General features: G+C 62.0%; 20 protein-coding genes. 14 read left to right on the top strand and 6 right to left on the bottom strand.

Going from position 1 to position 22,052, the window contains the following annotated elements:
• The first annotated feature begins 8 nt into the window (after positions 1-8).
• The 4 genes from PSH73_RS03015 (at position 9) to PSH73_RS03000 (ending at position 6,048) form a co-directional block, all read left to right on the top strand.
• Entirely contained in the window at positions 9-1,361 is a 1,353-nt protein-coding gene (locus PSH73_RS03015; RefSeq protein ID WP_057437632.1) for a 3-oxoacyl-ACP reductase, read from the top strand.
• Positions 1,362-1,363: 2 nt separating this feature from the next.
• Entirely contained in the window at positions 1,364-2,212 is an 849-nt protein-coding gene (locus PSH73_RS03010; protein WP_115127313.1) for a MaoC family dehydratase, read from the top strand.
• A 312-nt stretch (positions 2,213-2,524) separates the two neighbouring features.
• Positions 2,525-4,198: a collagen-like triple helix repeat-containing protein gene (locus tag PSH73_RS03005; protein ID WP_305461898.1), complete on the top strand. Its 1,674-nt coding sequence runs from the start codon at positions 2,525-2,527 to the stop codon at positions 4,196-4,198.
• Between the two features lie 167 nt (positions 4,199-4,365).
• Entirely contained in the window at positions 4,366-6,048 is a 1,683-nt protein-coding gene (locus PSH73_RS03000; RefSeq protein WP_057958237.1) for a ShlB/FhaC/HecB family hemolysin secretion/activation protein, read from the top strand.
• A 447-nt stretch (positions 6,049-6,495) separates the two neighbouring features.
• Here PSH73_RS03000 and PSH73_RS02995 read toward each other — a convergent pair whose 3' ends face one another.
• The 3 genes from PSH73_RS02995 to PSH73_RS02985 are packed head-to-tail and all read right to left on the bottom strand — an operon-like array spanning position 6,496 to position 7,365.
• Complete coding sequence (locus PSH73_RS02995; RefSeq protein ID WP_128593916.1) at positions 6,496-6,684, bottom strand: Flp family type IVb pilin; 189 nt, start codon at positions 6,682-6,684, stop codon at positions 6,496-6,498.
• Between the two features lie 44 nt (positions 6,685-6,728).
• Positions 6,729-7,121 (bottom strand): response regulator, encoded by a 393-nt coding sequence (locus PSH73_RS02990; RefSeq protein ID WP_057958235.1) that lies wholly within the window; start codon positions 7,119-7,121, stop codon positions 6,729-6,731.
• Between the two features lie 55 nt (positions 7,122-7,176).
• On the bottom strand, positions 7,177-7,365 hold the full coding sequence (locus tag PSH73_RS02985) for a Flp family type IVb pilin (RefSeq protein WP_057958234.1): 189 nt from the start codon (positions 7,363-7,365) through the stop codon (positions 7,177-7,179).
• 329 nt (positions 7,366-7,694) lie between these two features.
• On the opposite strand from PSH73_RS02985, the gene cpaB reads away from it, so the two are divergent.
• The 8 genes from cpaB to PSH73_RS02945 are packed head-to-tail and all read left to right on the top strand — an operon-like array spanning position 7,695 to position 15,122.
• A complete protein-coding gene (gene cpaB, locus PSH73_RS02980) occupies positions 7,695-8,642 on the top strand; it encodes a Flp pilus assembly protein CpaB (protein ID WP_057958233.1) in 948 nt (315 codons plus the stop codon).
• A gap of 19 nt (positions 8,643-8,661) precedes the next feature.
• Positions 8,662-9,864 (top strand): type II and III secretion system protein family protein, encoded by a 1,203-nt coding sequence (locus tag PSH73_RS02975; protein ID WP_057958232.1) that lies wholly within the window; start codon positions 8,662-8,664, stop codon positions 9,862-9,864.
• Positions 9,861-11,054, top strand: a complete 1,194-nt coding sequence (locus tag PSH73_RS02970) for a pilus assembly protein (protein ID WP_057958231.1) — start codon at positions 9,861-9,863, stop codon at positions 11,052-11,054. The genes PSH73_RS02975 and PSH73_RS02970 overlap by 4 nt, the downstream gene beginning before the upstream one ends.
• On the top strand, positions 11,051-12,322 hold the full coding sequence (locus PSH73_RS02965; protein WP_120731471.1) for a CpaF family protein: 1,272 nt from the start codon (positions 11,051-11,053) through the stop codon (positions 12,320-12,322). The genes PSH73_RS02970 and PSH73_RS02965 overlap by 4 nt, the downstream gene beginning before the upstream one ends.
• A 10-nt stretch (positions 12,323-12,332) precedes the next feature.
• Positions 12,333-13,214, top strand: coding sequence for a type II secretion system F family protein (locus PSH73_RS02960; protein WP_200659432.1), 882 nt, complete (start codon positions 12,333-12,335; stop codon positions 13,212-13,214).
• 1 nt (position 13,215) lies between these two features.
• Positions 13,216-14,103 carry a type II secretion system F family protein gene (locus PSH73_RS02955; RefSeq protein ID WP_057958228.1) on the top strand — a complete coding sequence of 296 codons (888 nt, stop codon included), beginning with the start codon at positions 13,216-13,218 and terminating at the stop codon, positions 14,101-14,103.
• 10 nt (positions 14,104-14,113) lie between these two features.
• Positions 14,114-14,830 carry a tetratricopeptide repeat protein gene (locus tag PSH73_RS02950; protein ID WP_057958227.1) on the top strand — a complete coding sequence of 239 codons (717 nt, stop codon included), beginning with the start codon at positions 14,114-14,116 and terminating at the stop codon, positions 14,828-14,830.
• Between the two features lie 19 nt (positions 14,831-14,849).
• Positions 14,850-15,122 (top strand): DUF3613 domain-containing protein, encoded by a 273-nt coding sequence (locus PSH73_RS02945; RefSeq protein ID WP_115127306.1) that lies wholly within the window; start codon positions 14,850-14,852, stop codon positions 15,120-15,122.
• 125 nt (positions 15,123-15,247) lie between these two features.
• On the opposite strand, the gene PSH73_RS02940 is transcribed toward PSH73_RS02945, so the two are convergent.
• Together PSH73_RS02940 and PSH73_RS02935 are read right to left on the bottom strand one after the other, a co-directional pair.
• Complete coding sequence (locus PSH73_RS02940; RefSeq protein WP_057958225.1) at positions 15,248-16,024, bottom strand: response regulator transcription factor; 777 nt, start codon at positions 16,022-16,024, stop codon at positions 15,248-15,250.
• Positions 16,025-16,150: 126 nt separating this feature from the next.
• Entirely contained in the window at positions 16,151-16,624 is a 474-nt protein-coding gene (locus tag PSH73_RS02935) for a prepilin peptidase (RefSeq protein WP_057437604.1), read from the bottom strand.
• A 72-nt stretch (positions 16,625-16,696) separates the two neighbouring features.
• Here PSH73_RS02935 and PSH73_RS02930 point away from each other — a divergent pair, with 72 nt between their 5' ends.
• Both PSH73_RS02930 and PSH73_RS02925 read left to right on the top strand, forming a co-directional pair.
• A complete protein-coding gene (locus tag PSH73_RS02930; RefSeq protein ID WP_057437602.1) occupies positions 16,697-17,134 on the top strand; it encodes a TadE/TadG family type IV pilus assembly protein in 438 nt (145 codons plus the stop codon).
• Complete coding sequence (locus PSH73_RS02925) at positions 17,131-19,884, top strand: PAS domain-containing sensor histidine kinase (RefSeq protein WP_198817310.1); 2,754 nt, start codon at positions 17,131-17,133, stop codon at positions 19,882-19,884. The genes PSH73_RS02930 and PSH73_RS02925 overlap by 4 nt, the downstream gene beginning before the upstream one ends.
• Here the strand turns inward: PSH73_RS02925 and PSH73_RS02920 are convergent.
• Entirely contained in the window at positions 19,873-21,885 is a 2,013-nt protein-coding gene (locus tag PSH73_RS02920; RefSeq protein ID WP_305461893.1) for a pilus assembly protein TadG-related protein, read from the bottom strand. The genes PSH73_RS02925 and PSH73_RS02920 overlap by 12 nt on opposite strands.
• Positions 21,886-22,052: the final 167 nt, after the last annotated feature.

Raw genomic sequence — 22,052 nt, 5'->3', positions numbered from 1 at the left:
AGCGTTCCATGTCTGACCGTTATATCGACTTCGCCAACTCAAGCCTCGGCCACCGCCTGGTCTCGGCCATTGGCCTGCCGTCCCCGGTACGCCTGGAGCGCTGGCAAGCCGGGCGCCTGCGCCCGGTGGACGGCGCCCTGCTGTTGGGCGGCGGCCCGCTCGCGGCCCAGGTACAGGGGTTTGCCAATAAACTCACCGAGGCCATCTACAGCTACGGCCCCGAACCGCTGCAGGCCACGCCGTGGATTCCCGGGCATGGTCCCAAGCTCAAGGCGGTGCTGTTCGACGCCAGCCACTTGCAGCACACCGACCAACTCAAGCAACTGCGCGAATTCTTTCAGCCGCTGCTGAAAAATCTCGACCACAGCGCACACCTGGTGATTCTCGGCCGCGCCCCGGAAAGCCTCGACGAGCCGTTTGCCGCCAGCGCCCAGCGCGCCCTCGAAGGCTTCAGCCGGTCCCTGGCCAAGGAGCTGCGCAACGGTGGCACTTTGCAGCTGCTGTATGTCGCAGAAGGCGCCGAGGATCAGTTGGAAGGTGCGCTGCGGTTTTTCCTCTCGCCGAAAAGTGCCTATATCAGCGGCCAAGTGCTGCGCCTGAGCGCCTGCCCGACCCAGGTGCACGACTGGACGCGCCCGCTGGCCGGGCGCAAGGCCCTGGTGACCGGAGCTGCCCGTGGCATCGGCGCGTCGATTGCCGAAACCCTGGCGCGCGACGGTGCCGAAATTGTGTTGCTGGATGTGCCGCAAGCCAAGGCCGATCTCGACGCCCTCGCCGCACGGCTGGGCGGGCGTGGCATTGCCCTGGATATCTGCGCCGATGACGCGGCCACGCAATTGATCGAGCAATTGCCGGACGGCATCGACATTGTGGTGCACAACGCTGGCATCACCCGCGACAAGACCCTAGCCAATATGACCCCGGAATACTGGGACGCGGTGCTGGCGGTCAATCTCAACGCCCCGCAAGTGTTGACCAAGGCCCTGCTCGACAGCGGCACCCTGCACGACAATGGCCGCGTGGTATTGCTCGCGTCCATCAGCGGCATCGCTGGCAATCGCGGGCAAACCAACTACGCCGCGAGCAAGGCCGGGCTGATCGGCCTGGCCCAAGCCTGGGCGCCGTTGCTGGCGCAACGCGGCATCAGCATCAACGCGGTGGCACCGGGCTTTATCGAGACCCAGATGACTGCGCATATTCCCTTCGCCTTGCGTGAAGCCGGGCGACGCATGAGCTCCCTGGGCCAGGGCGGCCTGCCGCAGGACGTTGCAGAAGCAGTGGCCTGGCTAGGCCAGCCAGGCTCGGGGGCGGTCAGTGGTCAGGCGTTGCGGGTGTGCGGGCAAAGCCTGCTGGGAGCATAACGATGCTGTGGCACACATTACCCAGCAGCCCGGCGCTGCCACCGTTGTACTGGCGCGCCGCACTCAAGCGCAAAATTACCGGCACCACCCTGCCCGACTTTGGGCTGCACTGCCGGGTGCAGGTCAATCCCGAGGCAGTGGCGGCCTATCGCAAGGTCTGCGGGTTTGCCGACAGCCCAATGCTGCCGGCGACCTATCCGCACATCCTGGCGTTCGGCCTGCAGTTGCAGTTGCTGACAGCCCGGGAATTTCCTTTCCCACTGTTGGGGCTGGTGCATCTGAGCAACCGTATCCGCGTATTCCGCCCCATGGGCGGGGTCAGCGAGGTGCGGGTCAGTGTGCATACGCGCAACCTGCAACCCCATGCCAAGGGTGCGACCTTTGACTTGATCACCACCGTCGAGGATTCCCTGGGATTGCTGTGGGAAGGCGAAAGTCGAATGCTCTGTCGTGGGGTGAAACTCGAGGGGGAGACGCCGGAGCAATCCCTGCCAACACCCAATACCGTCAGCGAACTGACCCGCTGGCAGGCGCCGTCCGACATCGGTCGGCGGTACGCCCGAGTATCCGGTGACTACAACCCGATCCACTTGAGCGCCCTCACTGCCAAGCTGTTCGGCTTCCCCCAGGCGATCGCCCATGGGCTGTGGAACAAGGCGCGCACCGTCGCGGCCCTGCATGAACATCTGCCGGCGGCGAATATCGAGATCTACGTTGAGTTCAAGAAACCTGTGCGGCTGCCTGGACAGGTCATCTTGTTAAGCAGTGCCCCCGGCTCCGGCGGCGAGTTGCAACTCAAGGGCGATGGCGACATCGAACATATGCTCGGGAAGTGGCAGCCGATTGCCTGAAACCGGGGTAATTTGCTGATTAATTGTATATATACACCCTAAGTTATAGCGGGCCACTGGTAGCCCGCTAACTTATTTAACTTATTGATCTAGAACACATAACCACAAATAAAAAACCGCCTTATATACCTTTGGCATTAATCATCAGGACGAGTAAGTCTGCCTGTATATAAATCATTAATACCAAGTTGAGCATTGCGATAAAGAGTACCGAGGACTGTTATAGCCACAACGGACGCATGTATTGCTCGCTGAAGAACGGGCGAACTAGCGAAACCAACAAAGGCTGTACCAGGTGCTAAGGAACTCATCATGAAAACTCAAGTCGTGTTGTGGAAGGCAAGTACTGCATTGGCCCTTATTCTGGCGATGAGCCTGGGAGGCTGCAGCAGTGGTGGTGGCGGCCATAAGAGCAGCGTCGCATCCTCCTCCCCGGATGCCGGTACCGACGGTGGTACAGGTGGTGGTGACGGTGGCGGCACTGGTGGCGGTACCGGCGGCGGCACTGGTGGCGGTACCGGCGGCGGCACTGGTGGCGGTACCGGCGGCGGCACTGGTGGCGGTACCGGCGGTGGCACTGGTGGCGGTACCGGCGGCGGCACTGGTGGCGGTACCGGCGGTGGCACTGGCGGCGGCACTGGTGGCGGTACCGGCGGCGGCACTGGCGGCGGCACTGGCTCGACCACCAGCCCCTTGGTCACTGGGCAGATTGCAGCCAACCTGGGCGACACGCTCGGCAATGTCGGAACAGCCATTGGTGGCATCGGCACAACCGTTGGCGGTGTTCCAGTAGTCGGCACTACGGCAGGTGGCCTGGTGACCAGCGTGGGCACCGCGGTCGGCAGCATCGGCACTGGCGTCGGCGATGGCCTGGGTTCCCTGGGCACTAACAGCAACTCCCTGGGCGTTACCGTGGCCGGCGTGGCCAACGGCGTCGCCGACCTGGGCACCGGGGTTTCGAACACCGGTAAAACCCTGTCGACCACCTTGGGCGGTATCCCAGTAGTCGGCGGCCTTACTGGCGGCGTCGGTGGGGCCGCCGGTGGCCTGGTGGATAAAGTCGGCCAGGCGGTCACCATGCTCGGCGATACCTTGAGCACTGCCAGCACCACCGGTCCCCTGGGATCGGTCACCAACACCCTGGGCGGCAAAGTGCTGGTGCCTGTGGTCTCGCTGGTGGAAAACACCACGGGCAATCTGGGCAAAGCCACTGGCCTGGGCAACCCGGTCAACGGCCTGCTGGATAAAGTCGGCTCTACCGCCACCGGCCTCGGCACCCAGGTGGCAGGCGCAGGTGGCACAGGCAACCCGGTGACCGGTGCCCTGGGCACGGTACTCGGCGGTGTCGGTGCGGTAGCAGGCACTGCAGGTGGTTATGTCGCACCGTCTGCCGGAACCGGCAGTGGCAGCGCCCCAGCCTCCGGTCTGCCTGAACTGGTGGGCGGCCTGGTGGCCAACGTCGGTAACGGCCTGAATGCGGGCAACACCAACGGTACCGTCAGTGCGGGCGGTGTGGCAGGTGGCGCATTGGGCAACACGGTGGCTTCGCTCGGCACAGTGATCGGTGGCAACGGCGTCGCCAACACGGCGGCAACCGCACCGGTCGCAGGTCTTGCGAACAATGTGGGCGCGGCGCTGAACCCTGTGACTTCGGGGGTCAGCAGCCTGACCCAAAACATCGGCACCTCTACCGGCATCGGTGCACCGGTTAATGGCCTGGTGACTCAAGTAGGCGGCGCAGTCAGCGGCCTCGGTGGCAACATCACCGCAGCCAATGCCAACCCGATCACCAACACCGTGGGCCAGACCGTCAACGCAGTCGGTGGAGCGGTCTCCTCAGTGGGTGGTCTGGTCACCGGCGGCACCAGCGGCAGTGGCGGTGGCCTGCTCGGCGGCCTGAACATCAACGCCAACGCCACGGCGTCTGGATCGGCCACTGCAAACACCGGCGTAGGCGGCCTGCTCAAGGGCCTGACCGGTCAATAGAAAAATTGCACCTGGCCCATTAGACGGCCTCCCCTACAGCGCCTACGCTTGGTTGAGACGAGAGATTCCAATGGGTCTCTCGTCTTTTTTATTGGACTCCCAACCGCGTCCAAGAGCCCGGTGGGAACCTGCGAAATGCCGCTGCAGTTTTGACCATGGAGTGTCCTATGCGCGCCTTGACCCCGTTGTTATTGCTCACCCTCAGCGCCTACGTCCACGCCGAGACCCTACCCAGCTTCCTCAACAGCAACGACACCATTCGCAATCTCCCGGTCCCCAACCTGCCGGCCGACGCCTACCGCCCGGTGACGCCGCAGACCCAGCTACCCGAGACCCCGGCCGCACAAGCGCAACCGCTGCTGATGGACACCAAAGTCACCATCCGCAAGCTGCAGATCGAAGGCGGCACGGTGTACCCGCTCAAGGACGTTGCACAGGTGTTCGAGCCGTTGATTGGCCGTGAAACCAACCTCGCGCAACTGATCGAAGCGACCCGCAGCATCACTCGCCGCTACCAGCAGGATGGCTACTTGTTGTCCTACGCCTTCCTGCCCGACCAGCGTTTCGAACAGGGCCTGGTGCGCGTGGTGCTGGTCGAGGGCTATATCAAGGACTACCAGGTACAAGGCGACATTGGTTCGGTCTCGGCCTACGTCGACAAACTGGCGCAAAAACTCCAGGCCGAACGCCCGCTGACCCGCAAGACCTTTGAGCGCTATACCACCTTGATGGGGCGCATTCCGGGCGTCACGCTGCAAGCGCAAGTACCGCCACCGGGCACCACCGATGGTGCCGCGCACATGAACATCCAGGCCAGCCGCAAACCCTTTACCAGCAGCATGAACATGACCGACGACAGCCGTGGCGGCCTACAAGCCTTGATCGCCGGCACCAGCAATTCCCACACGGCAATGGGCGAACAAGTGAGCCTCAGCGGCCTGTTCCCGCCGGGTGAAGACAAAGAGCATTACTACCGGCTCGACTACAGCCAATTCATCAACGCCGAAGGCACACAACTGAGCTTGTATGGCGCGCGCTATCGCAGCGATCCGAGCACCCATATCCGCCTGAACGGCGGCTTCTCGCTCAAGCCACACCGCGAGAACGACCGCTTCTCCATCGGCCTGAGCCACCCATTGATCGCCTCGCCCAGCGAGTCCCTGACCCTCGGCACCCGCTTCTACGGGGTGAACGACAGGACTCGCTATCAACTGGTGGGTTACCCGCAACGCTTTGACGTAGAAACCGACTTGCGTGCGCTGGCCTTTGAAGGGGATTGGCGCAAGGCCGACAATCGCCAACTGCGCATCCTAAGCGCCGGCCTGTACCAGGGCATCGACGGACTGGGAGCCCACACGCGCAGTGACCTTGAGGGGATAAAGTCGGACCTGGACTTCTTCCGCCTGCGCCTGTCCGGGGTGCAGAGCGACAAGTTCTTCGACAACTGGCAAGGCGTGCTCTCGGCAGCGCTGTACTGGAGCGACGACACCTTGCCCGACAGCGAACGTGCGGTGTTCGGTGGGCAAAATTTCGGCCGAGGCTACCCGGATGACCAGGGCTCGGGCGACAAGGGTTGGGGGGTGGCCTACGAGGTGAACTACAGCTACAACCGCGCCGGCGACTGGGTAAGAATCGTGCAGCCCTACGTCGTGCTCGACCGCGCCAAGGCCTGGTTCAACAACCTGCCGGTCAAGGACAGCGACATGTCATCCGCCGCCGTTGGCGTGCGCTTTGGCGATGCCAAGTACTACAACATCGCGCTGGAGGCGGCCAAGCCGATGTCCGATATGGCAATGGATAGCTTTAACCGGCGGCCGCGCTATACATTGAGTTTTAGCTATCAGCTATAGGAACCGGCTTGCCGGCGATGCGGCGACCCGACAAGCCAGCTCCCACAGGGAACACAGCTTCGCGCTCTGACTCTGCGGTTGCCGTAGCTCTGCTTTTGATCTGGCTGTTGCTGTGGCTCTGCTTTTGATCTGGCTTTTGATCTTGATCTCAGGCGCCCCGTTAAACCACGATGGCCGCAGGCAGGTATTGCGCAGTGGGCACCCCGGCATGGATGCCGGGGTAGCCGCGACACGGCCAGGGATGGCCGATCGCGGCGGGCCCACGGAGCAATGCCTGACTGCGGGCATGCCGAGCCTAGGCGAGGCACCGAGTGGTGGGGCAAGAGCGTTTTGCTTACTTTGGCGCTTCTCCCAAGTGAGCCGCCGTAAGGGCGGAACCCTAAGTGGCCGTGACCGCAGCAACGGATATGTACACAAACCCAGTGTAGATACCTATGGCCATCGCACTCAGGTCAACGCATCCCCCACCTTGCCAAAAAACGCCTCAATCTGCGGCCCCAGCAACCTCCCAGCCGCCAACACCACCAACGCAATCACCACAATCAAAATCACATACTCGATAGCCGTCGCACCGTCCCGCCGGCGCCAGAACAGCATCGACCACGCATACATCCTCAGCAGCAGGGCAAGCAACATAGGGCATCTCCTCAGCTGGGCGCTACGGACAGGCCAACTGTTCCCTACGCCCGGGGAAACAGATTGTTCAGAGTGTCGATCAACCGAACCAGATAGATCGGTTTGCGAAACAGGTCCAGGACCTGCAACCGCAACATGTCACTGACATCATCCATTTCGGCATGACCGGACATAACAATCACGGGCAAGTGCTGGCGTGAGGTGTGCTCACGCAAGCGCTTGATCAGGGAAATGCCGCTTTCTTCAGGCATGCGCAGGTCGGTAATGACCAGCGCAATATCAGGATGCAGTGTCAGTTCCTGCAATGCGTCCGTGACGGAGTTGGCGCAGAAACAAACGAAGCCCTCGTCTCCCAGCGATTCCGCCAGTTCAACGAGGGCATCTTCTTCGTCATCCACCAACAGGATCTGCTGGCGGTTCGCAACAACAGCGTTCATGAGCAATACCTTCCAAGACAATCACTGATGGGCTTGCTCAAGGCTCTATTGCCAATCAGGTCAAGGCATCCCCGATTCTTTCGAACATGTCCGCGATCTGAGGCCCAAGCAGTTGCCCGGCCGCCAGCACGACCAGCGCAATAACCGCGACAAGAATCACGTACTCAATCGCCGTCGCCCCCTCTTTGCGATGAAAGAACAGTTGGAGTTGAACGTAGAGTTTCATCATGAAGGTAAGGAACATATGACTTCTCCTTTGCGCTTGCTTGCGCTGATATCGCAGTGCTGCACGGTGATTGCCGCGTGCCACTAGAGCATTGTCAACAAAACCCACCTCAACAACTGTAAGAACGGATTAATCACAAAGTATTAGCCGCCATTCTGGCGCCATAACCCTGTGCGTTTAAGGCAATGCGCGAGGGTTCCAAAATAAATCGTGGTGGCTAATGGCATTTTGTCTTAGCTCGGCTACCGTCAAATAGCGAAATCGTTAGATGTTCATAGCTGCCTGGTTGCGAAATCAACTCGTTAGGAAAAACGGGCCCATAGTGCAACAGGATAGGGAGAGCCTTCATGAACAGTCGTGTCAGCATGATCCTGGCCGGGTTGTTATTAATCGGTGCGCTGTTTGCAGGCTATTGGGGGCTGGTACTTAGCCGTCCGCCTGAGCCAACTGCAGAGCCATCGCCCTCTGGCGTTTCCATAGAAAAAACCGTCGCCGCCGTTGAAGACCAGACCCGCCAATCGGTGGTGGTGCTGGCCCATGATGTGCCGCCCTATGTGGCGCTCACCGCCACCGACCTGACCCTGGAAAAGCTGCGCACCGCACCGGCCGGCAGCTTGACCAGCCTCGACCAGGCCATCGGCCGCACGCCCTTGAGAGCCCTGAGCGCTGGCACTTGGCTGGACGATTCCAGCTTCAATGCCGGTGGCCCACTGGCCCGCATGATCCGCCCTGACGAACGCGCCCTGGCGGTGGCCGTCGATGAAGTCATCGGTGCCGCAGGCCAGTTGAGCCCTGGGGATTATGTGGATGTGCTGCTGTTCCTGCGCCCGGAAGGCACTAACCCGGAGCCCACCTCGCAGATCATCGTGCCAGCCCTGCGCCTGCTCAGTGTGGGCGATAACCTGGGCCCCACCAACGATGGCAAGCCCGCCGTTGCGCCGCCCACCACCGATGAAGAAAAAGCCCGCCAGGCACAACGTCAGGCAAGTCCACCGCGGACGGTGGTGCTGGCGGTGCCGCAACAGTTGATGAGCCGCTTGATGCTGGCCACCAGCGTCGGCGCCTTGCGCCTGGCGGTGCGCAGTGCCGATGAACAATTGCTGAGCCAGTACTGGGCCGGGGACAACGAGGCCTTCGCCAAACTGCAAAGCGCCAATCGCGAGCTGTACCAGTTCACTCAACTGGCCATGCTCGGCGCGCCGAAAAGACTCGCCCAGGCCGGGGGTGCCAGCGAATTCCGGCGCTCCGGCATTGAGGTCATACGCGGTAACCAAGCGACCCAACACAATCCCTGATTGAACAAGGATGCCTTGCATGCGCCAACATCTCGCACCTGCGCTCACACAAATGGCCTGGGCCCTGATGCTGTCCAGCCTGCCTGTGGGCCTGGCGTTCGCCGCCGCTGACAGCTGCAGCAACCTGGGCGCCTTGCCGGCCGTGGTCGAGGTCGGTGAAGGCCTGCAACAAACCCTGCAATCGCCCATGCCTATTACCCGCCTGGCCATCGGCGACCCGAAAATCGCCGACGTACACCTCAACGGCGATCGTGCGTTCCTGCTCACCGGCGTGGCCTCTGGCGCCACCAGCCTGATGGTCTGGACCCGTTGCTCCAACGCGCCGCGCCAGAGCATGGTGTTCGTCAAGGGCAAGGCCACCTCGACCCTGACCAGCCTGGCCCTGTCGCCCTCCGACGACCCGTTCCTGCCGAGCCAGGTGCAGACCGATATCCGCTTTGTCGAAGTCAGCCGCACCAAGCTCAAGGAGGCCAGTACGTCGATCTTTGGCGGCACCCGCAACTTCCTGTTCGGCAGCCCGCGCACAGCCGGGGGGGGCCTGCCGCTGGACAACGAGAGCTTTAACATCGGCATCGGCGGCGGGCGCTTTTCGGCGATGATCAACGCCCTGGAGCGCAGCGGTTTTGCCTATACCCTGGCACGCCCGAGCCTGGTTGCCATGAGCGGGCACAGCGCGACCTTTCTTGCCGGCGGTGAAGTGCCGATCCCGGTGCCAAGTGCCGGCAGCGACACGATCTCTATCGAGTACAAAGAGTTCGGTATCCGCCTGACCCTGACCCCCACCGTGATCGACCGCACGCGGATTTCCCTCAAGGTCGCACCGGAAGTCAGCGAGCTGGATTACGCCAACGCCTTGGAGTTAGAAGGCATCCAGGTGCCGGCCCTGACCGTGCGCCGCACCGACACCACGGTCTCCCTGGCCGATGGCGAAAGTTTTGTGATCAGCGGCTTGATCAGCAATAACAACCGCTCCACCGTCAGCAAGTTTCCTGGCCTGGGCGATATCCCGATCCTTGGCGCGTTTTTCCGTGACAGCAACGTCAGCCGCGAGGAAAAAGAACTGCTGATGATCGTCACCCCGCACCTGGTCCAACCCCTGGCCGCCAACGCCCGCCTGCCGTCCCTGCCCGGTGAAAAGCTGCGCAACTACGACCCCAACTGGTATCGCCTGTACTTCCTGGAAAATGGCAACTTCGACCGACGCACAGGACTTTCCCAATGAGCGATAGCCTGAGCCAGACGTTCCTCGCAATTACCCGCAACACCACCGACCTGGAATGGCTGCAAGGGGCCCTGGCGCCCCTGGGCCAAGTGGTCAGTGCCGGTGGCGGCAGCCTCGACGAGCTGCTGGCCCTGGTGGACGTAACCTTCGCCAACCTGGTATTCGTCGGCCTGGACCGCGAGCATGTGGTCGCCCAGAGCGCCTTGATCGAGGGTGCCCTGGAAGCCAAGCCGATGCTGGCCATCGTCGCCCTCGGCGACGGCATGGACAATCAACTGGTGCTCAACGCGATGCGCGCCGGGGCGCGGGATTTTGTCGCCTACGGCTCACGTTCCAGTGAGGTCGCCGGCCTGGTGCGGCGCTTGAATAAACGCTTGCCGCCAGTCGCCCACAATGCGCACCTGGGTGGCCTGACGGTACTGTATGGCACCCAGGGCAATGCCGACGGCGCGCTGCTGGCCAGCCACCTGGCGATGGTGGTGCAGAAGAGCGGGCAAGAGACCCTGCTGCTGGACCTGGGCCTGCCCCGTGGCGACAGCCTGGCACTGCTGGGCCTGGAAAGTTCGTTCAACTTTGGCGATGCCCTGCGCCATTTGCGCCGCCTGGACACCACCTTGATCAACAGCGCCGTCACCGCCACCGAAGGCGGCCTGCGCATCCTCGCCTACACCGAAAACGACGAACCGCTGGAAATGACCAGCGCCGCCGAGCTGTACATGCTGCTCAGTGCCTTGCGCCAACACTTCCAGCACATCGTGGTGAACCTCACTGGCCAGCGCGACAGCGAAGCCCTGCGCACCTTCGTCAGCCACTGCGACAAGCTTTTGTGGTGTACCGACCAGAACGTCCTCGACTGCCGGCGCAACCTGGCGGTGCTGAATCAGTGGCGGGAAAAAGGCATGAAACTGGAGCATGCACGGCTGCTGATCGACCGCTATCTCAAGGGCGCCGCCCCCGACACCGAAACCCTGGAAAAGAGCTTCGGCCTGGACGTCATTGCCGTGCTGCCATTGAGCCCCGAGGTGCGCCTGAACGCCAAGAACCAGGGGCAGACCCTGTTCAGCCTGGCCCCCCGGGAGCCCCTGACGCAGAACCTGAAAGCGCTTGGCGAACGCCTGGCCAAACGCACCGAGGGCATGGAGAAACCCTCCACCCGTTGGTTTGAACGGCTGCTGGGGACAACCAAATGAGCAGCGAAAATCTCTTCGGCACCCCCGCTCGCGGGCTTAACAGCGCGGTGGATCACGACGGCCTGAAACTGGTGCTGCACCGCTACATCATCGACGCCATCGAAGAGTCGGGGAAAAACCTGCTGGAAGGTTCGCGCCAATCCCTGGCGCAATTTGTCATCGACAAGGTGTCCGAATACATCACCCGCATGCACCTGGCGATTTCCCGTTATGAGATGGAGCGCCTGGCCGAAGAAATCGTCGATGAGCTGACCGGTTTCGGCCCGCTGGAAGTGCTGTTGCGTGACCCGTCGGTGACCGAGATTCTGGTCAACGGCCCGCACCGGGTGTTTGTCGAGCGGGACGGCCTGTTGCACCAGAGCGACTTGCGTTTTATCGACGCCCACCATGTGGAGCGGGTCATGCAACGCATCCTCGCCCCCCTGGGCCGGCGCCTGGATGAGTCATCGCCGATGGTCGATGCCCGGCTGCCCGACGGCAGCCGGGTCAACGCGATCATCCCGCCGATTGCCCTGGACGGGCCGTGCCTGTCGATTCGAAAGTTTCGCAAAGACATGCTCAAGAGCAGCGACCTGGTGGCGATGCAGACCATCGACCAGTCGATCTTCGAGTTTTTCCAGGAGGCGGTGGGCAAGCGCTGCAATATCCTGATCAGCGGCGGTACCGGCACCGGCAAGACCACCTTGCTCAATATTCTCAGCCAGTTGATCAACCCCCACGAACGCCTGGTGACCATCGAAGACGTCGCCGAACTGCAACTGGGCCACCCCCACGTGGTGCGCCTGGAAACCCGCCCGCCGAATGCCGAAGGGCACGGCGAGGTGAAGGCCAGCGACCTGATCCGCAACGCCCTGCGGATGCGCCCGGACCGCATCATCCTCGGCGAGATCCGTGGCGTGGAGGTGCTGGATGTGATGACCGCAATGAACACCGGCCACGACGGTTCCATGAGCACCGTGCACGCCAACAATGCCCAGGACGCCCTGTTGCGCCTGGAAACCCTGGTGGGCCTGACCGGTCGCGTGGTTGCCGAAAAAACCCTGCGCCAGATGATCTGCGCGGCCCTGGATGTGGTGATCCAACTGACCCGCCTGCCCGATGGCCGGCGTTGCGTCAGCGAAGTGGTGGAAGTGGTGGGTGTGCGCGATGACGTGTATGTCACCAACACCCTGTTCCGCCATGACCGGCGCACCGGCTTTGGCTTCCTGCGCGAGGCCCTCAACCCGGCGGGTGACAAGCTGCGCCGCGAATCCGCCCTGCCGCTATAGGAGCGTCACCATGACCGGCGCCATCCTGATGTTCAGTTGCGTGATTCTGATTGGCGTGTCGCTGCACCTGTTCCTCAGTGGCCTGCGCCAGGCGGAAACCGACCGCGTGCTGGAACGGCTCGCCGCAGGCCAGCCACTGCTGGCCGAAGAACGCGGGCGCTGGGTCGGCCTGGAGCGCATGTTCCAGCGTGCGGGCCTGGGCAAACCCACCGACAGCCTGGGCCTGTGGCTGACCTGTTGGGTGTTGGGCGCAGTCCTCGGGTTTCTGGTATGGAGCTGGGTCGGCCTGCTCGCCATGCTGCTGTTGCCGCCGCTGATACTGCGGCTGTACATCGCCTGGCGCTATCGGCGGCGGGTGAAGCGGATGATCGAACAACTGCCGCAGGTGCTCGACCATACCGTGCGCAGCCTGAAGTCCGGGCGCACCCTGGCCGATGCCTTGCTGGGGGCCATCGACAGTACCGAGGATCCCTTGAAGCCCGCCATGGGGCGCATTCAGCGCAACGTGCAACTGGGGGTCAGCCTGCCCGAGGCCGCCAGTGATTTCGCCGAATTCTACGAACAGGACGAGTTCCGCATGCTCGCCCTGGGACTCAAGGTCAACCATCGCTATGGCGGCAACGCCAGCGACTTGCTGGAGAACCTGATCAAGGTCATTCGCGAGCGGGAACAAGGCGCCCGGCAATTGCGCGCCATGACCGGCGAAACACGCGTCACCGCGTTCGTGCTGGCCGGCATGCCGATAGCGATGGTGGGCTATTTCATGCTGATCAACCCCGGCTACCTGATGACCATGTGGAATGACGACAGCGGCCGCTACATGCTGCTGGCCGCGCTGAGCATGCAGGTGCTGGGCTGCCTGACGATGTGGCGCATGTTGCGGAGTATTTGAGATGGTCCTGCTGATCAGTGCCTTATTATTTCTGGCTGCGCTCGTGCTGATCGCCGGCCAGTTGCTGAACCAGCGCCGCCGCGAGCGCCTGGTCAACCAACGCCTGCAAGGCCAACTGGTGCGCGGTGACCGTCTCGGCACCCTGCTCAGCCAGTTTGGCAGCAGCCAGTTGGCCCAACGCTCGGTGAGCATGGATAACGAAACCCAGCTCCTGCTCAACCGCGTGGGCTGGCGCACAGCCAATCAGCGCTCGATCTTCGCTGCCTGCCAGATTGGCGTGCCGCTGGTGCTGGCCGGGGTGATGCTGGTGGCACAAAGCCTGATCTTTCCCAATGCCGACTCCCCGTGGATCGCCCCCCTGCTCGGCCTGGGCGTGGGCTATCTGATCCCCAAGCGCATCCTCGCCAGTGCCGCCAAGGCCCGGCAGCAGCAAATCTCCCGCGAGGTGTCGACCTTTATCCCGCTGCTGCGCATTCTGTTCGAGTCGGGCATGGCGGTTGAGCAGTCGCTGCGTGTGTTGAGCGTTGAAGCGCAGCGCCTGCTGCCCGCCCTGACCCAGGAATTGCGCTTGATCCTGGCACGGGTCGACTCGGGCCTGGAACTGGGCGAGGAACTGGGCAAGACCGCCAGGCTCTTGGCCGTGGATGAGTTCACCGACACCTGCATCATTCTGCAGCAACTGATCCAGCAGGGTGGCGGTGCCATGAAGTCGCTGCTGGCCCTCAAGCAACTGCTCGATGACCGCCGCTTGACCCGTTTGCAGGAATTCATCTCGAAGATGTCGGCCAAGATGTCAGTGGTGATGATGGTCTTCCTGTTTCCCGCTTTATTGATTGTGCTGGGGGGGCCGGCGTTTATTGCGATCTCCCGGGCCCTGAGCAGCTTTTGAGGAGCGCTCGATGAAAGCACTGATTGCAGGCCTGAGCCTGCTGATGCTCGGCGGTTGTGCCAGTAACGGCCAGACGCCGTGGTCGGCGTTGATGACCCCGGGCAGTTGCACCACGCCCAGCGCCGAACAGGAGCTGTCGCTGAACCTGGCTGACGACATGGCCAACGAAGGGAAGATGCACGCCAGCCTGGCCAACCTGCAAAGCCTGCCGGAGTCGTTGCCGCAAGTGCGCCAGCGCAAGGCCAAGGTTTATCGCCTGCTCGGGCGCAGCGAAGCGCAACCGCTGTACCGCAGCCTGCTGGGCACCTGCATGGCCGCCGAAGGGGAACACGGCCTGGGGCAATTGGCGGCGACCCAGGGCGACAACGCCCAAGCCCTGGCCCATATGCAGCGGGCGGCGCAACTGGCGCCCACCAACGAGAAAATCCGCAATGACCTGGGCGTGGTCTACCTCAATCAACGGCGCCTGGAAGAGGCGCGTTTTGAGTTCATGACGGCCATGGAGCTCAAGCAAAGCGACCAATTGGCGGCGGTCAACCTGGTGACGCTGTTGATCTACCAGGACCACTGGGGGCAGGCCGCGCAACTGGCCAGCCAGGTGGGCTTGAGCCCCGAGCAGGTCAGCGAGGCCCAGGCCCGCGCCGAGAAACTCAAGGCTGCCGGCACACCTGCGGCCAAGGACCAGGTCGCGGCGGCCAGCGATGCACCGCCTGTACTAATCAAGTAAGCGCTTGAAGGAGCCGATGATGAAATTCCATTACCTCGCCAGCCTGACGCTGCTGGCCCTGCCCCTGACGGCAATGGCCATCGAACCGGGGCCCTCGTCCAAGGCCCAGGAGGAAACGGAAAACTGGCTGGGGCTGCAAGTCAACGGGCAAGCCGCCTCGCCCACGGTGCAGAGAGCAACGCCCGCCGAACGCGAACTGGCGATGCAGCGTTTGCTGGAAAGCAAAAGATACGCGATCCCCGAAAAGTTCGGCGAAGGCAGCGAAGGCGGGAGCTCGGGTGGCAGCAAATAAACCACAGCCACTGGAGAAATGTGGGAGCGGGCTTGCCCGCGATGGCGGGTGTCAGCCGATAAATGCCCTGGCTGATCCGACGCTATCGCGGGCAAACCCGCTCCTACATGGCTGTACGCAAAGCGTCAGTGCGCCGTCACCCGCTGGCGCAATGCCGAGTTGCTCGGCGACAGTGCCAACGCCAGTTGGGTGCGGTTGTGCATATGGGTCAAGCGCAACACCTGGGACACGTACAGCTTGACCGTGTTCTCGGTAATACCCAGCTCGCAGGCAATCTGGTAGTTGGTCTGGCCCTTGCCCACCAGCCGGGCAACATCCAGTTGCCGGGGTGACAGCTGATTGAAGATCGCCGGCACCTCCAGGACCTCCTCGCTTACCGCCTCACCCTCGGATTGCGGCGCCGGGGCGCGACGGACCTTGTCCAGGTCCTGGTACAAATCGTCGATGGACTCGGAAAGATACTGCAGCTTCTGGTTCAGCTTCCCCAAATGCAGATTCTTGTGGCGTTCTTCCAGCGCGGCTTCCTGGCGCTGCAACCCCTCCAGCAACTCATTGAGGTTGATGGGCTTCTGGTAGTAATCGGAGATGCCCACGCGCAAGGCCTTGATCACATCCTGCTTGTCGGCCCGACCGGTCAACATAATGGCTTCGAAGGCACGCTGCTTGCCGGCGATTTTCTGCAGGGCCTGCACCAGCTCGATACCGTCCATGTCCGGCATATGCAGATCACACAGCACCAGGCCGATCTGCGGATCGTCACTGAAGCGTTGCACGGCCTGCTGGCTGGACTCACAAGGGACACAGCGATAACCGCTGCTTTCAAGAAATTCGCAAAGCTCCTCCACAATCAGCGGCTGATCGTCGACCACGAGCACTTTTACTGCAGATGTAACTTTGTCCACGCGCTACTCCATGCCTGGCAAGCCAAAGATTGACCTATCGGTTGCGAAGAACCTTCCTACTTGCTTGTATAAATAAACGTAGACGTACTTTCCGACTATGTACATAGCGATACAGAGCGCCCACGACTAATGGAGCCACGCCCAGGCCAGGCTAAAACCCACTAAAAGAAACGGCGCGAAAGGCAGCTTTTTTGACGGGTCCACCACCAGGTAACCCAGGCGCGCTCTAACACCTTGACTGGCAAGGGGCAGCAGCCGCGGCCCATAGACCAGCCAGGCGACATTGGCTACGCCAGCGCCGATCAGCGACCACAACAGGTAGGTCGAATTCGACGCCAGCGCCAACGCCGCCAGCATCTTCACATCGCCCGCGCCCAGGCGCCCGAGGGCGTAGCCGGGCAAGGTCAACAGCAGGGCCAGGCAGAACGCCCACAGCCCTTGCGCCCTGGAAGTGCCCAGCCACGTGCTGCCGCTCCACAGCAGATAAAACAGTGCCAGCAGCAGCGCGCCCAGGGTCAGGCGATTGGCAATCTGCCGCTGGCGAATATCCTGCTGCGCACACACCACCAACCAGACAAACACCACGAGGCCTTGGATCACGTAAAAACCGTCCCTTTTTTCCGATTGATTCTATGCTGATAGCAGGTAGTAGCAGTCAGGGTAGTCGCAGTGATGAAAACCAGCCTCCCTAGAAAGCAAAAAGGCGCCGTCGCTATAGAATTTGCCGCGGTGTTCGTGATTTTTTTTGCCGTGTTCTATGCCATGGTCAGCTACAGCCTGCCACTGTTGCTGCTGCAGTCGTTCAACCAGGCCACCGCCGAGGCCGTGCGCCGCAGCGTGGCACTGGACCCCAGCACCCCCAACTACAATGCAGCGCTCATCCTGCGGGCGACCCAGACCGTGCAAAGCCAATTGCAGTGGATTCCAGCGACCTTCCAGTTCCAGACGGCCCATATCAATCCGACCTACACCGCAGGCGTGCTGACCGTCGAGATCAACTACCCCTCGGCCAACCTGAAGAACGTCCTGCCGTTTATTGTGCTGCCGGGCATTGGCACGGTGCCTCGGCTGCCGACCACGTTGCACGCCCAGTCGAGCCTGCAATTTTGAACTCCGGTGACAAAATCTTCGGCAGGCTGCTCGGCCGCAACAGCGCCCAGGCCCTGGAGACGCCCGCCAGCCCACCCGCACAAGGCTTGCACCTGCGCCTGGATCAGCATGGTCATGTGCTGGATATCAGCCGCGCGTTGCACCCACAGTTAGCCCGCCACCTTAGTGCCCAGGCTCACCCGTTGTTGCGCGACCTGCTGTGCCTGCCTGGCGCCCTGAGCATCGAAGGCACCCCTGCCGACTGGCAGCGGCACAGCCTGGACCTGGATTTCCAGGGCGCCGCCGAGACCATCCTGCATACCCGCGGCTGGATCGAACCGGATGGCGACGGCTGGATCCTGCGCCTGCTGGATATCAGCGACCTGCTGAGGGGCCGGCAGTTGGCCCAGCAGCGCGAGCAGAACCATCTGCTCGCCAGCCAGATGAGCGAACAACTGCGCGTGTGCAGCCTGTCGCGCCTGCCGCAAGTGTTCAGCGAGCACCTGCGCAGCCTGACCCAGCGCTGGCGTATCCCTTGCGCGGCGATGGTGCTGCTCGACCAGCAGGATCAGGACTGGCTGGTCTACAGCAGCTACAGCGCCCATGACGCGCCGCAACTGTGGGCGCCTGGGCAGCGCCTGGGCACCTGCCTGGACAGCCTCAACGGCAACACCCCGCTAAGCCTGAAAACCCTTCAGGGCCGCAGCGAGCACCCGCGCCTGCACAGCGTGTTTGGCAATGCCGAGGGCCTGCTGGTGCCGTACCGCGATAGTCAGGGGGTCGCCGCGTGGTTGCTGTGCGGCTTCTACAGCGGCCACGCCGACGTCAGCGAACGTGACTGGCTGAACCTCACCGCCGCCCTCGCCGCGCCCTTGCTCAGCCGCCTGCGCGAGCAGCGCCATCACCAACAACTGGAGCGGGTGGAAGCCCTGCAAGGCCTGCTCGGCACCGGCTGGTGGGAACTGCTGGCCAACGGTGAAGAGATCCTGCTGGCCCCCCAACTGATGCGCAGCCTGAGCCCGGAAGATGCACCGACCAAACAGGTGCTGGCCAACTGGCTGGAACTGATCCACCCCGCCGACCGCCAGGAACTCAACAGCCGCCTGCAAGACCTGCAAAGCCTGGGCAAACCTTTGCTCGCCAGCGTGCGCCTGCTGCGCAGCGACGCCAAACAGAACCCCATCTGGTACCGCGTCCAGGGTCAGGTGCTGGGCGCCGGCGAGCAGCGGCGCTGGATCGGCTTCATGCTCGATATCAGCGACATCAAGAACCAGCAACTGCAGGCCGCCGCCGCCCATGCCCGCCTGGACAACCTGATCGCCAGCTCACCGGCGGTGATCTACGTGCAGCGCTACGTCAACGGCGCGCTGCACCCGGCATTTTTCAGCGACAGCCTGCTGCCGCTGCTGGGCTGGACCCTGGCCGAATGCACCCACGACACCTCCGTGGAATGGGTGCACCCCGAAGACCGCGACCTGTACTTCGAACGCACCCGGCAATTGCTACGCGAAGGCAACGTGCGCAGCCGCTACCGCGTACGCGATCGCCAGGGCAACTACCACTGGCTGCTGGACGAAGCCAAGCTGCTGCGCGACGACCTGGGCTTGCCGGTGGAAGCCGTCGGCCTGTGGCTGGACGTCACCGAAGCCACCCTGGCGGCGCAACAGATCAAGGACAGCGAAGAGCGCTACCGCCTCCTCGTCGAAGACTCGCCGGCGATGATCTGCCGCTACCGCCCGGACCTGACCCTGACCTTCGGCAACACGCCCCTGGCCAACTACCTGGAATGCACGCCCGCCCAATTGCCAGGGATCAACCTGGGCCACTGGTTATCGGACGAACAGCGCAACGCCTTTGTAAAACGCATCGGCCAACTGAGCCCGGAATTCCCGGTCAGCACCGCGGAAATCAGCCTGCAACTGCCGGGACGCGAACATGCGTGGTGGGTCTGGTCTGACCGTGGTGTGTTCGACGAGCACGGCCAGTTACAGGAAATCCAGGCCGTGGGCCGCGACAACACCGAAGTGCGCCGCTCCCAGCAACAACTGACCCAAAGCGCGAAAATGGCCACCCTCGGCGAGATGGCCACCGGCCTGGCCCATGAGATCAACCAGCCGCTGAACGTCATGCGCATGGCCATCGCCAACGTGCTCAAGCGCCTGGGCAACGGCGACGTGCAACTCGACTACCTGACGGAAAAACTCCAGCGCATCGACGCCCAGGTCCAGCGTGCGGCCAGGGTGGTGGACCACATGCGCGTGTTCGGCCGCCGCTCGGAGGTCGAGCAACAGCCCTTCGACCCGGCACAGGCGGTGGAAGGTACGCAATCACTGCTGGGCGAAGGCCTGCGCGGTAAAGGTGTGGATCTGCGCATCACGCCCATGGACTTCAAGGTGCAGGTCAACGGCCATGTCGACCAACTGGAGCAAGTACTGATCAACCTGATGGTCAACGCCCGCGATGCGCTGATGGCGCGACACGAAAAAAACCACGATTTTCGCCCATGGATCGCCCTGTATAGCGAACACGACAGCCGCCATGTGCGCATCTGGGTCGAAGACAATGGCGGCGGCATTGATGCACGGCTGCTGGAGCGGATTTTCGAGCCCTTTTTCACCACCAAACCGATTGGCGTCGGCACCGGGCTGGGGTTGTCGGTGAGCTACGGCATTGTGGAAAACATGGGCGGACGCCTGAGCGTCGCCAACAGTGAACATGGGGCGCGGTTTTGCGTGGAGTTGCCGGTGGTGGGTGGGGGGTTAGATGACTAGGTAGGCGTGGCCTGATTGACAACTCAGGTTGGCACCTACATCCACTTTGTTCAGGTCGACGCCCAAGGCTAGTAATAGGGTGTTGATCAGCGAGTCCAGCAACGGTGTCAGTGTGGTTTTGATGGTATTGATCAACAGGGAAGTTACGCTGTTAAACACGGTTCCAAGACCACCAATGATATTACCTAGTAAGTTTTCATTTCCGGGCTGTGGGCCGTACATATTTAGAACAAGACCCGCTGCCGTCCCCTTGGCCGGGTCCGTGAGCCCGCTGACGATATTGCTAGTGGTGTAAGCGTAATAAAACGGTGGCTGCGAAATTTCCGGCAAATCGGGGGACAGGTATGTATGGGCAAGGTTCTTACTCCCACCCACATCAATGTTGGCAGATAACCCAATACCACCCCCTACGGAGGGAACACGGGCGTTGCAGTCGTTGAATATCAAAAAGCGGCGGCATGACTCGGTACCGATATCCACGACCTTCAATGGTTTCACAACCATCTGGGGCGGAGTTTGACTGCTGCCGAAAATGCTGGACAAGCCATCAACCTGACCCAATTTCAGATTGACCAGCGAGGTATTGGTGCTGGTTGTCAGGCTTTTATTGGTAGGACTTGCGCAACTGTAGGCTGTCACCCAACTACTGGCACTGGCGGCTTCCACCGCAATATCCACACGGACAGGCGGAGGCAGAATCTGCAGGCTGGGCGAAGTACACAGTGCTCCCAAGCCACACGTCAGCGCATTGATCACGCCCACAACATCCAGCTGTAGCAGTGCACCCACCGTATTTGCCAGCGGTCCTGCCAATCCAGTCACCCCGTTCACCAGATCCAGGACTGTGTTCATTACGGGCAAGTTGACCGAGAGCAGAACCCGCAATTGAGACGTGCGCACATAGATGCGATTCGGACCGGTTTCAGGATTATGCCCCGCTGCTACAGCTTTGGCTGGATTGCCGACCGCAGATAATTGAGGCGGCTGTAAAACCTGAACGGTCGCAGTGATTTGCGCCACTCCAGGCACGTTGATCGGAACACTAGCCAGCAGGCCATTTTTCTTGTTGGCCAGTTGCACAAAACCTTCGATCAGATCAAACACCCGCATGTTCACTGCCAGAGACGCCACATCCGTGCCACTTGCAATCTGCAGAATATCGCCCAACACCACTTGAGTGGCACCGGCCGCCGTCTTGAGCGCGTTCAAGCCGACAATCGTCACATCTGTGGCCAATGTGTTGGTGGGGTCCAATACATTGATTGCACTTTGAATGAGCTGACCAACACCGACGGTATTGCCAAGAACTTCGGTATAGCCGACCGCTGTCAGGCCCAGGTCGAGCTTTAGCCGGTCCAGGTAACTCAGTAGAGAGATATTGGTATTAACTAAACCATTCCACCCGGCCACCGACAGGTTCAGGCCACCGCCCAACAACCCTCCGAACAGAGCATTGAGAGTGGAAGCCTTGTTGGCTGTATCGACAACGACTGCCGTGCTGCGGATTGTGAGTGCCGCCACCGGAGTCGCCAGCGCCGCAACGGCCGTCGCGCTCAATGTCGTATTAGCGTTATACGTACCGCTGAACAACCTCCAGACCCCGTTGGCGATACCGGTGGTCACCGTGCGGGTAGCAACGACGCGGATGGCTTCATTCTTGGTGGCATCTGCAGTAAAGACACGGATATTGGCCGCATTGGTCAGCAACGTCCCACACGTCACCGCCAATGCGCGGCTGCTGTCGTTGGCGACAACGATGAAGCCGTTACGGGTGGCATTCTGCTTGGCGTAATCGACGGCGGTGGTGCTGCCTGAACACTGCCCGCCACGATTGGCGGCTTCCAGGGCGGCGGTGTCGGCGACGGCCTGCAGCTTGCGTTTTTCCAGGTACAGGCGGCCGCTATCGACCACCAGCAACAGAAACACCAGGGCCAAGGCCAGGGTGCCGGCGAACACCAGACCGATTGCGCCACGCTGGCCAGAACGAAGTCGGGGAGACATCGAGCACTCCTTTGCCGGCGAACTGCCGAGCGCTTACTCTCCTGTAGTCAACAGCAGTGTAGACAAGGCTTGGCAGGTGCGCTGGCAAGTCGCCACTTTGGCGACTGACGGAAATAAACAGCGCTCGACGCGGGCTTGTCGGGCCGCCGTGCGATGCGGGCACCTCA

This window comes from Pseudomonas sp. FP2294, from assembly GCF_030687625.1.
In the GTDB taxonomy this organism is placed as follows: Bacteria; Pseudomonadota; Gammaproteobacteria; order Pseudomonadales; family Pseudomonadaceae; genus Aquipseudomonas; species Aquipseudomonas shahriarae.
The sequence above is the reverse complement of the archived record's forward strand: the minus strand, read 5'-3'. Positions and strand labels throughout refer to the sequence as shown.

What these genes read in the sequence shown, in the direction of transcription:
- PSH73_RS02985 (WP_057958234.1), bottom strand. Translation starts at nt 7,365, where the DNA reads ATGTTCCTTACCTTCATGATGAAACTCTACGTTCAACTCCAACTGTTC.
- PSH73_RS02965 (WP_120731471.1), top strand. Translation starts at nt 11,051, where the DNA reads ATGAGCAGCGAAAATCTCTTCGGCACCCCCGCTCGCGGGCTTAACAGC.
- PSH73_RS02995 (WP_128593916.1), bottom strand. Translation starts at nt 6,684, where the DNA reads ATGTTGCTTGCCCTGCTGCTGAGGATGTATGCGTGGTCGATGCTGTTC.
- cpaB (WP_057958233.1), top strand. Translation starts at nt 7,695, where the DNA reads ATGAACAGTCGTGTCAGCATGATCCTGGCCGGGTTGTTATTAATCGGT.
- PSH73_RS03000 (WP_057958237.1), top strand. Translation starts at nt 4,366, where the DNA reads ATGCGCGCCTTGACCCCGTTGTTATTGCTCACCCTCAGCGCCTACGTC.
- PSH73_RS02930 (WP_057437602.1), top strand. Translation starts at nt 16,697, where the DNA reads ATGAAAACCAGCCTCCCTAGAAAGCAAAAAGGCGCCGTCGCTATAGAA.
- PSH73_RS02955 (WP_057958228.1), top strand. Translation starts at nt 13,216, where the DNA reads ATGGTCCTGCTGATCAGTGCCTTATTATTTCTGGCTGCGCTCGTGCTG.
- PSH73_RS03005 (WP_305461898.1), top strand. Translation starts at nt 2,525, where the DNA reads ATGAAAACTCAAGTCGTGTTGTGGAAGGCAAGTACTGCATTGGCCCTT.
- PSH73_RS02960 (WP_200659432.1), top strand. Translation starts at nt 12,333, where the DNA reads ATGACCGGCGCCATCCTGATGTTCAGTTGCGTGATTCTGATTGGCGTG.
- PSH73_RS03010 (WP_115127313.1), top strand. Translation starts at nt 1,364, where the DNA reads ATGCTGTGGCACACATTACCCAGCAGCCCGGCGCTGCCACCGTTGTAC.
- PSH73_RS02920 (WP_305461893.1), bottom strand. Translation starts at nt 21,885, where the DNA reads ATGTCTCCCCGACTTCGTTCTGGCCAGCGTGGCGCAATCGGTCTGGTG.
- PSH73_RS02945 (WP_115127306.1), top strand. Translation starts at nt 14,850, where the DNA reads ATGAAATTCCATTACCTCGCCAGCCTGACGCTGCTGGCCCTGCCCCTG.
- PSH73_RS02950 (WP_057958227.1), top strand. Translation starts at nt 14,114, where the DNA reads ATGAAAGCACTGATTGCAGGCCTGAGCCTGCTGATGCTCGGCGGTTGT.
- PSH73_RS02975 (WP_057958232.1), top strand. Translation starts at nt 8,662, where the DNA reads ATGCGCCAACATCTCGCACCTGCGCTCACACAAATGGCCTGGGCCCTG.
- PSH73_RS02990 (WP_057958235.1), bottom strand. Translation starts at nt 7,121, where the DNA reads ATGAACGCTGTTGTTGCGAACCGCCAGCAGATCCTGTTGGTGGATGAC.
- PSH73_RS03015 (WP_057437632.1), top strand. Translation starts at nt 9, where the DNA reads ATGTCTGACCGTTATATCGACTTCGCCAACTCAAGCCTCGGCCACCGC.
- PSH73_RS02970 (WP_057958231.1), top strand. Translation starts at nt 9,861, where the DNA reads ATGAGCGATAGCCTGAGCCAGACGTTCCTCGCAATTACCCGCAACACC.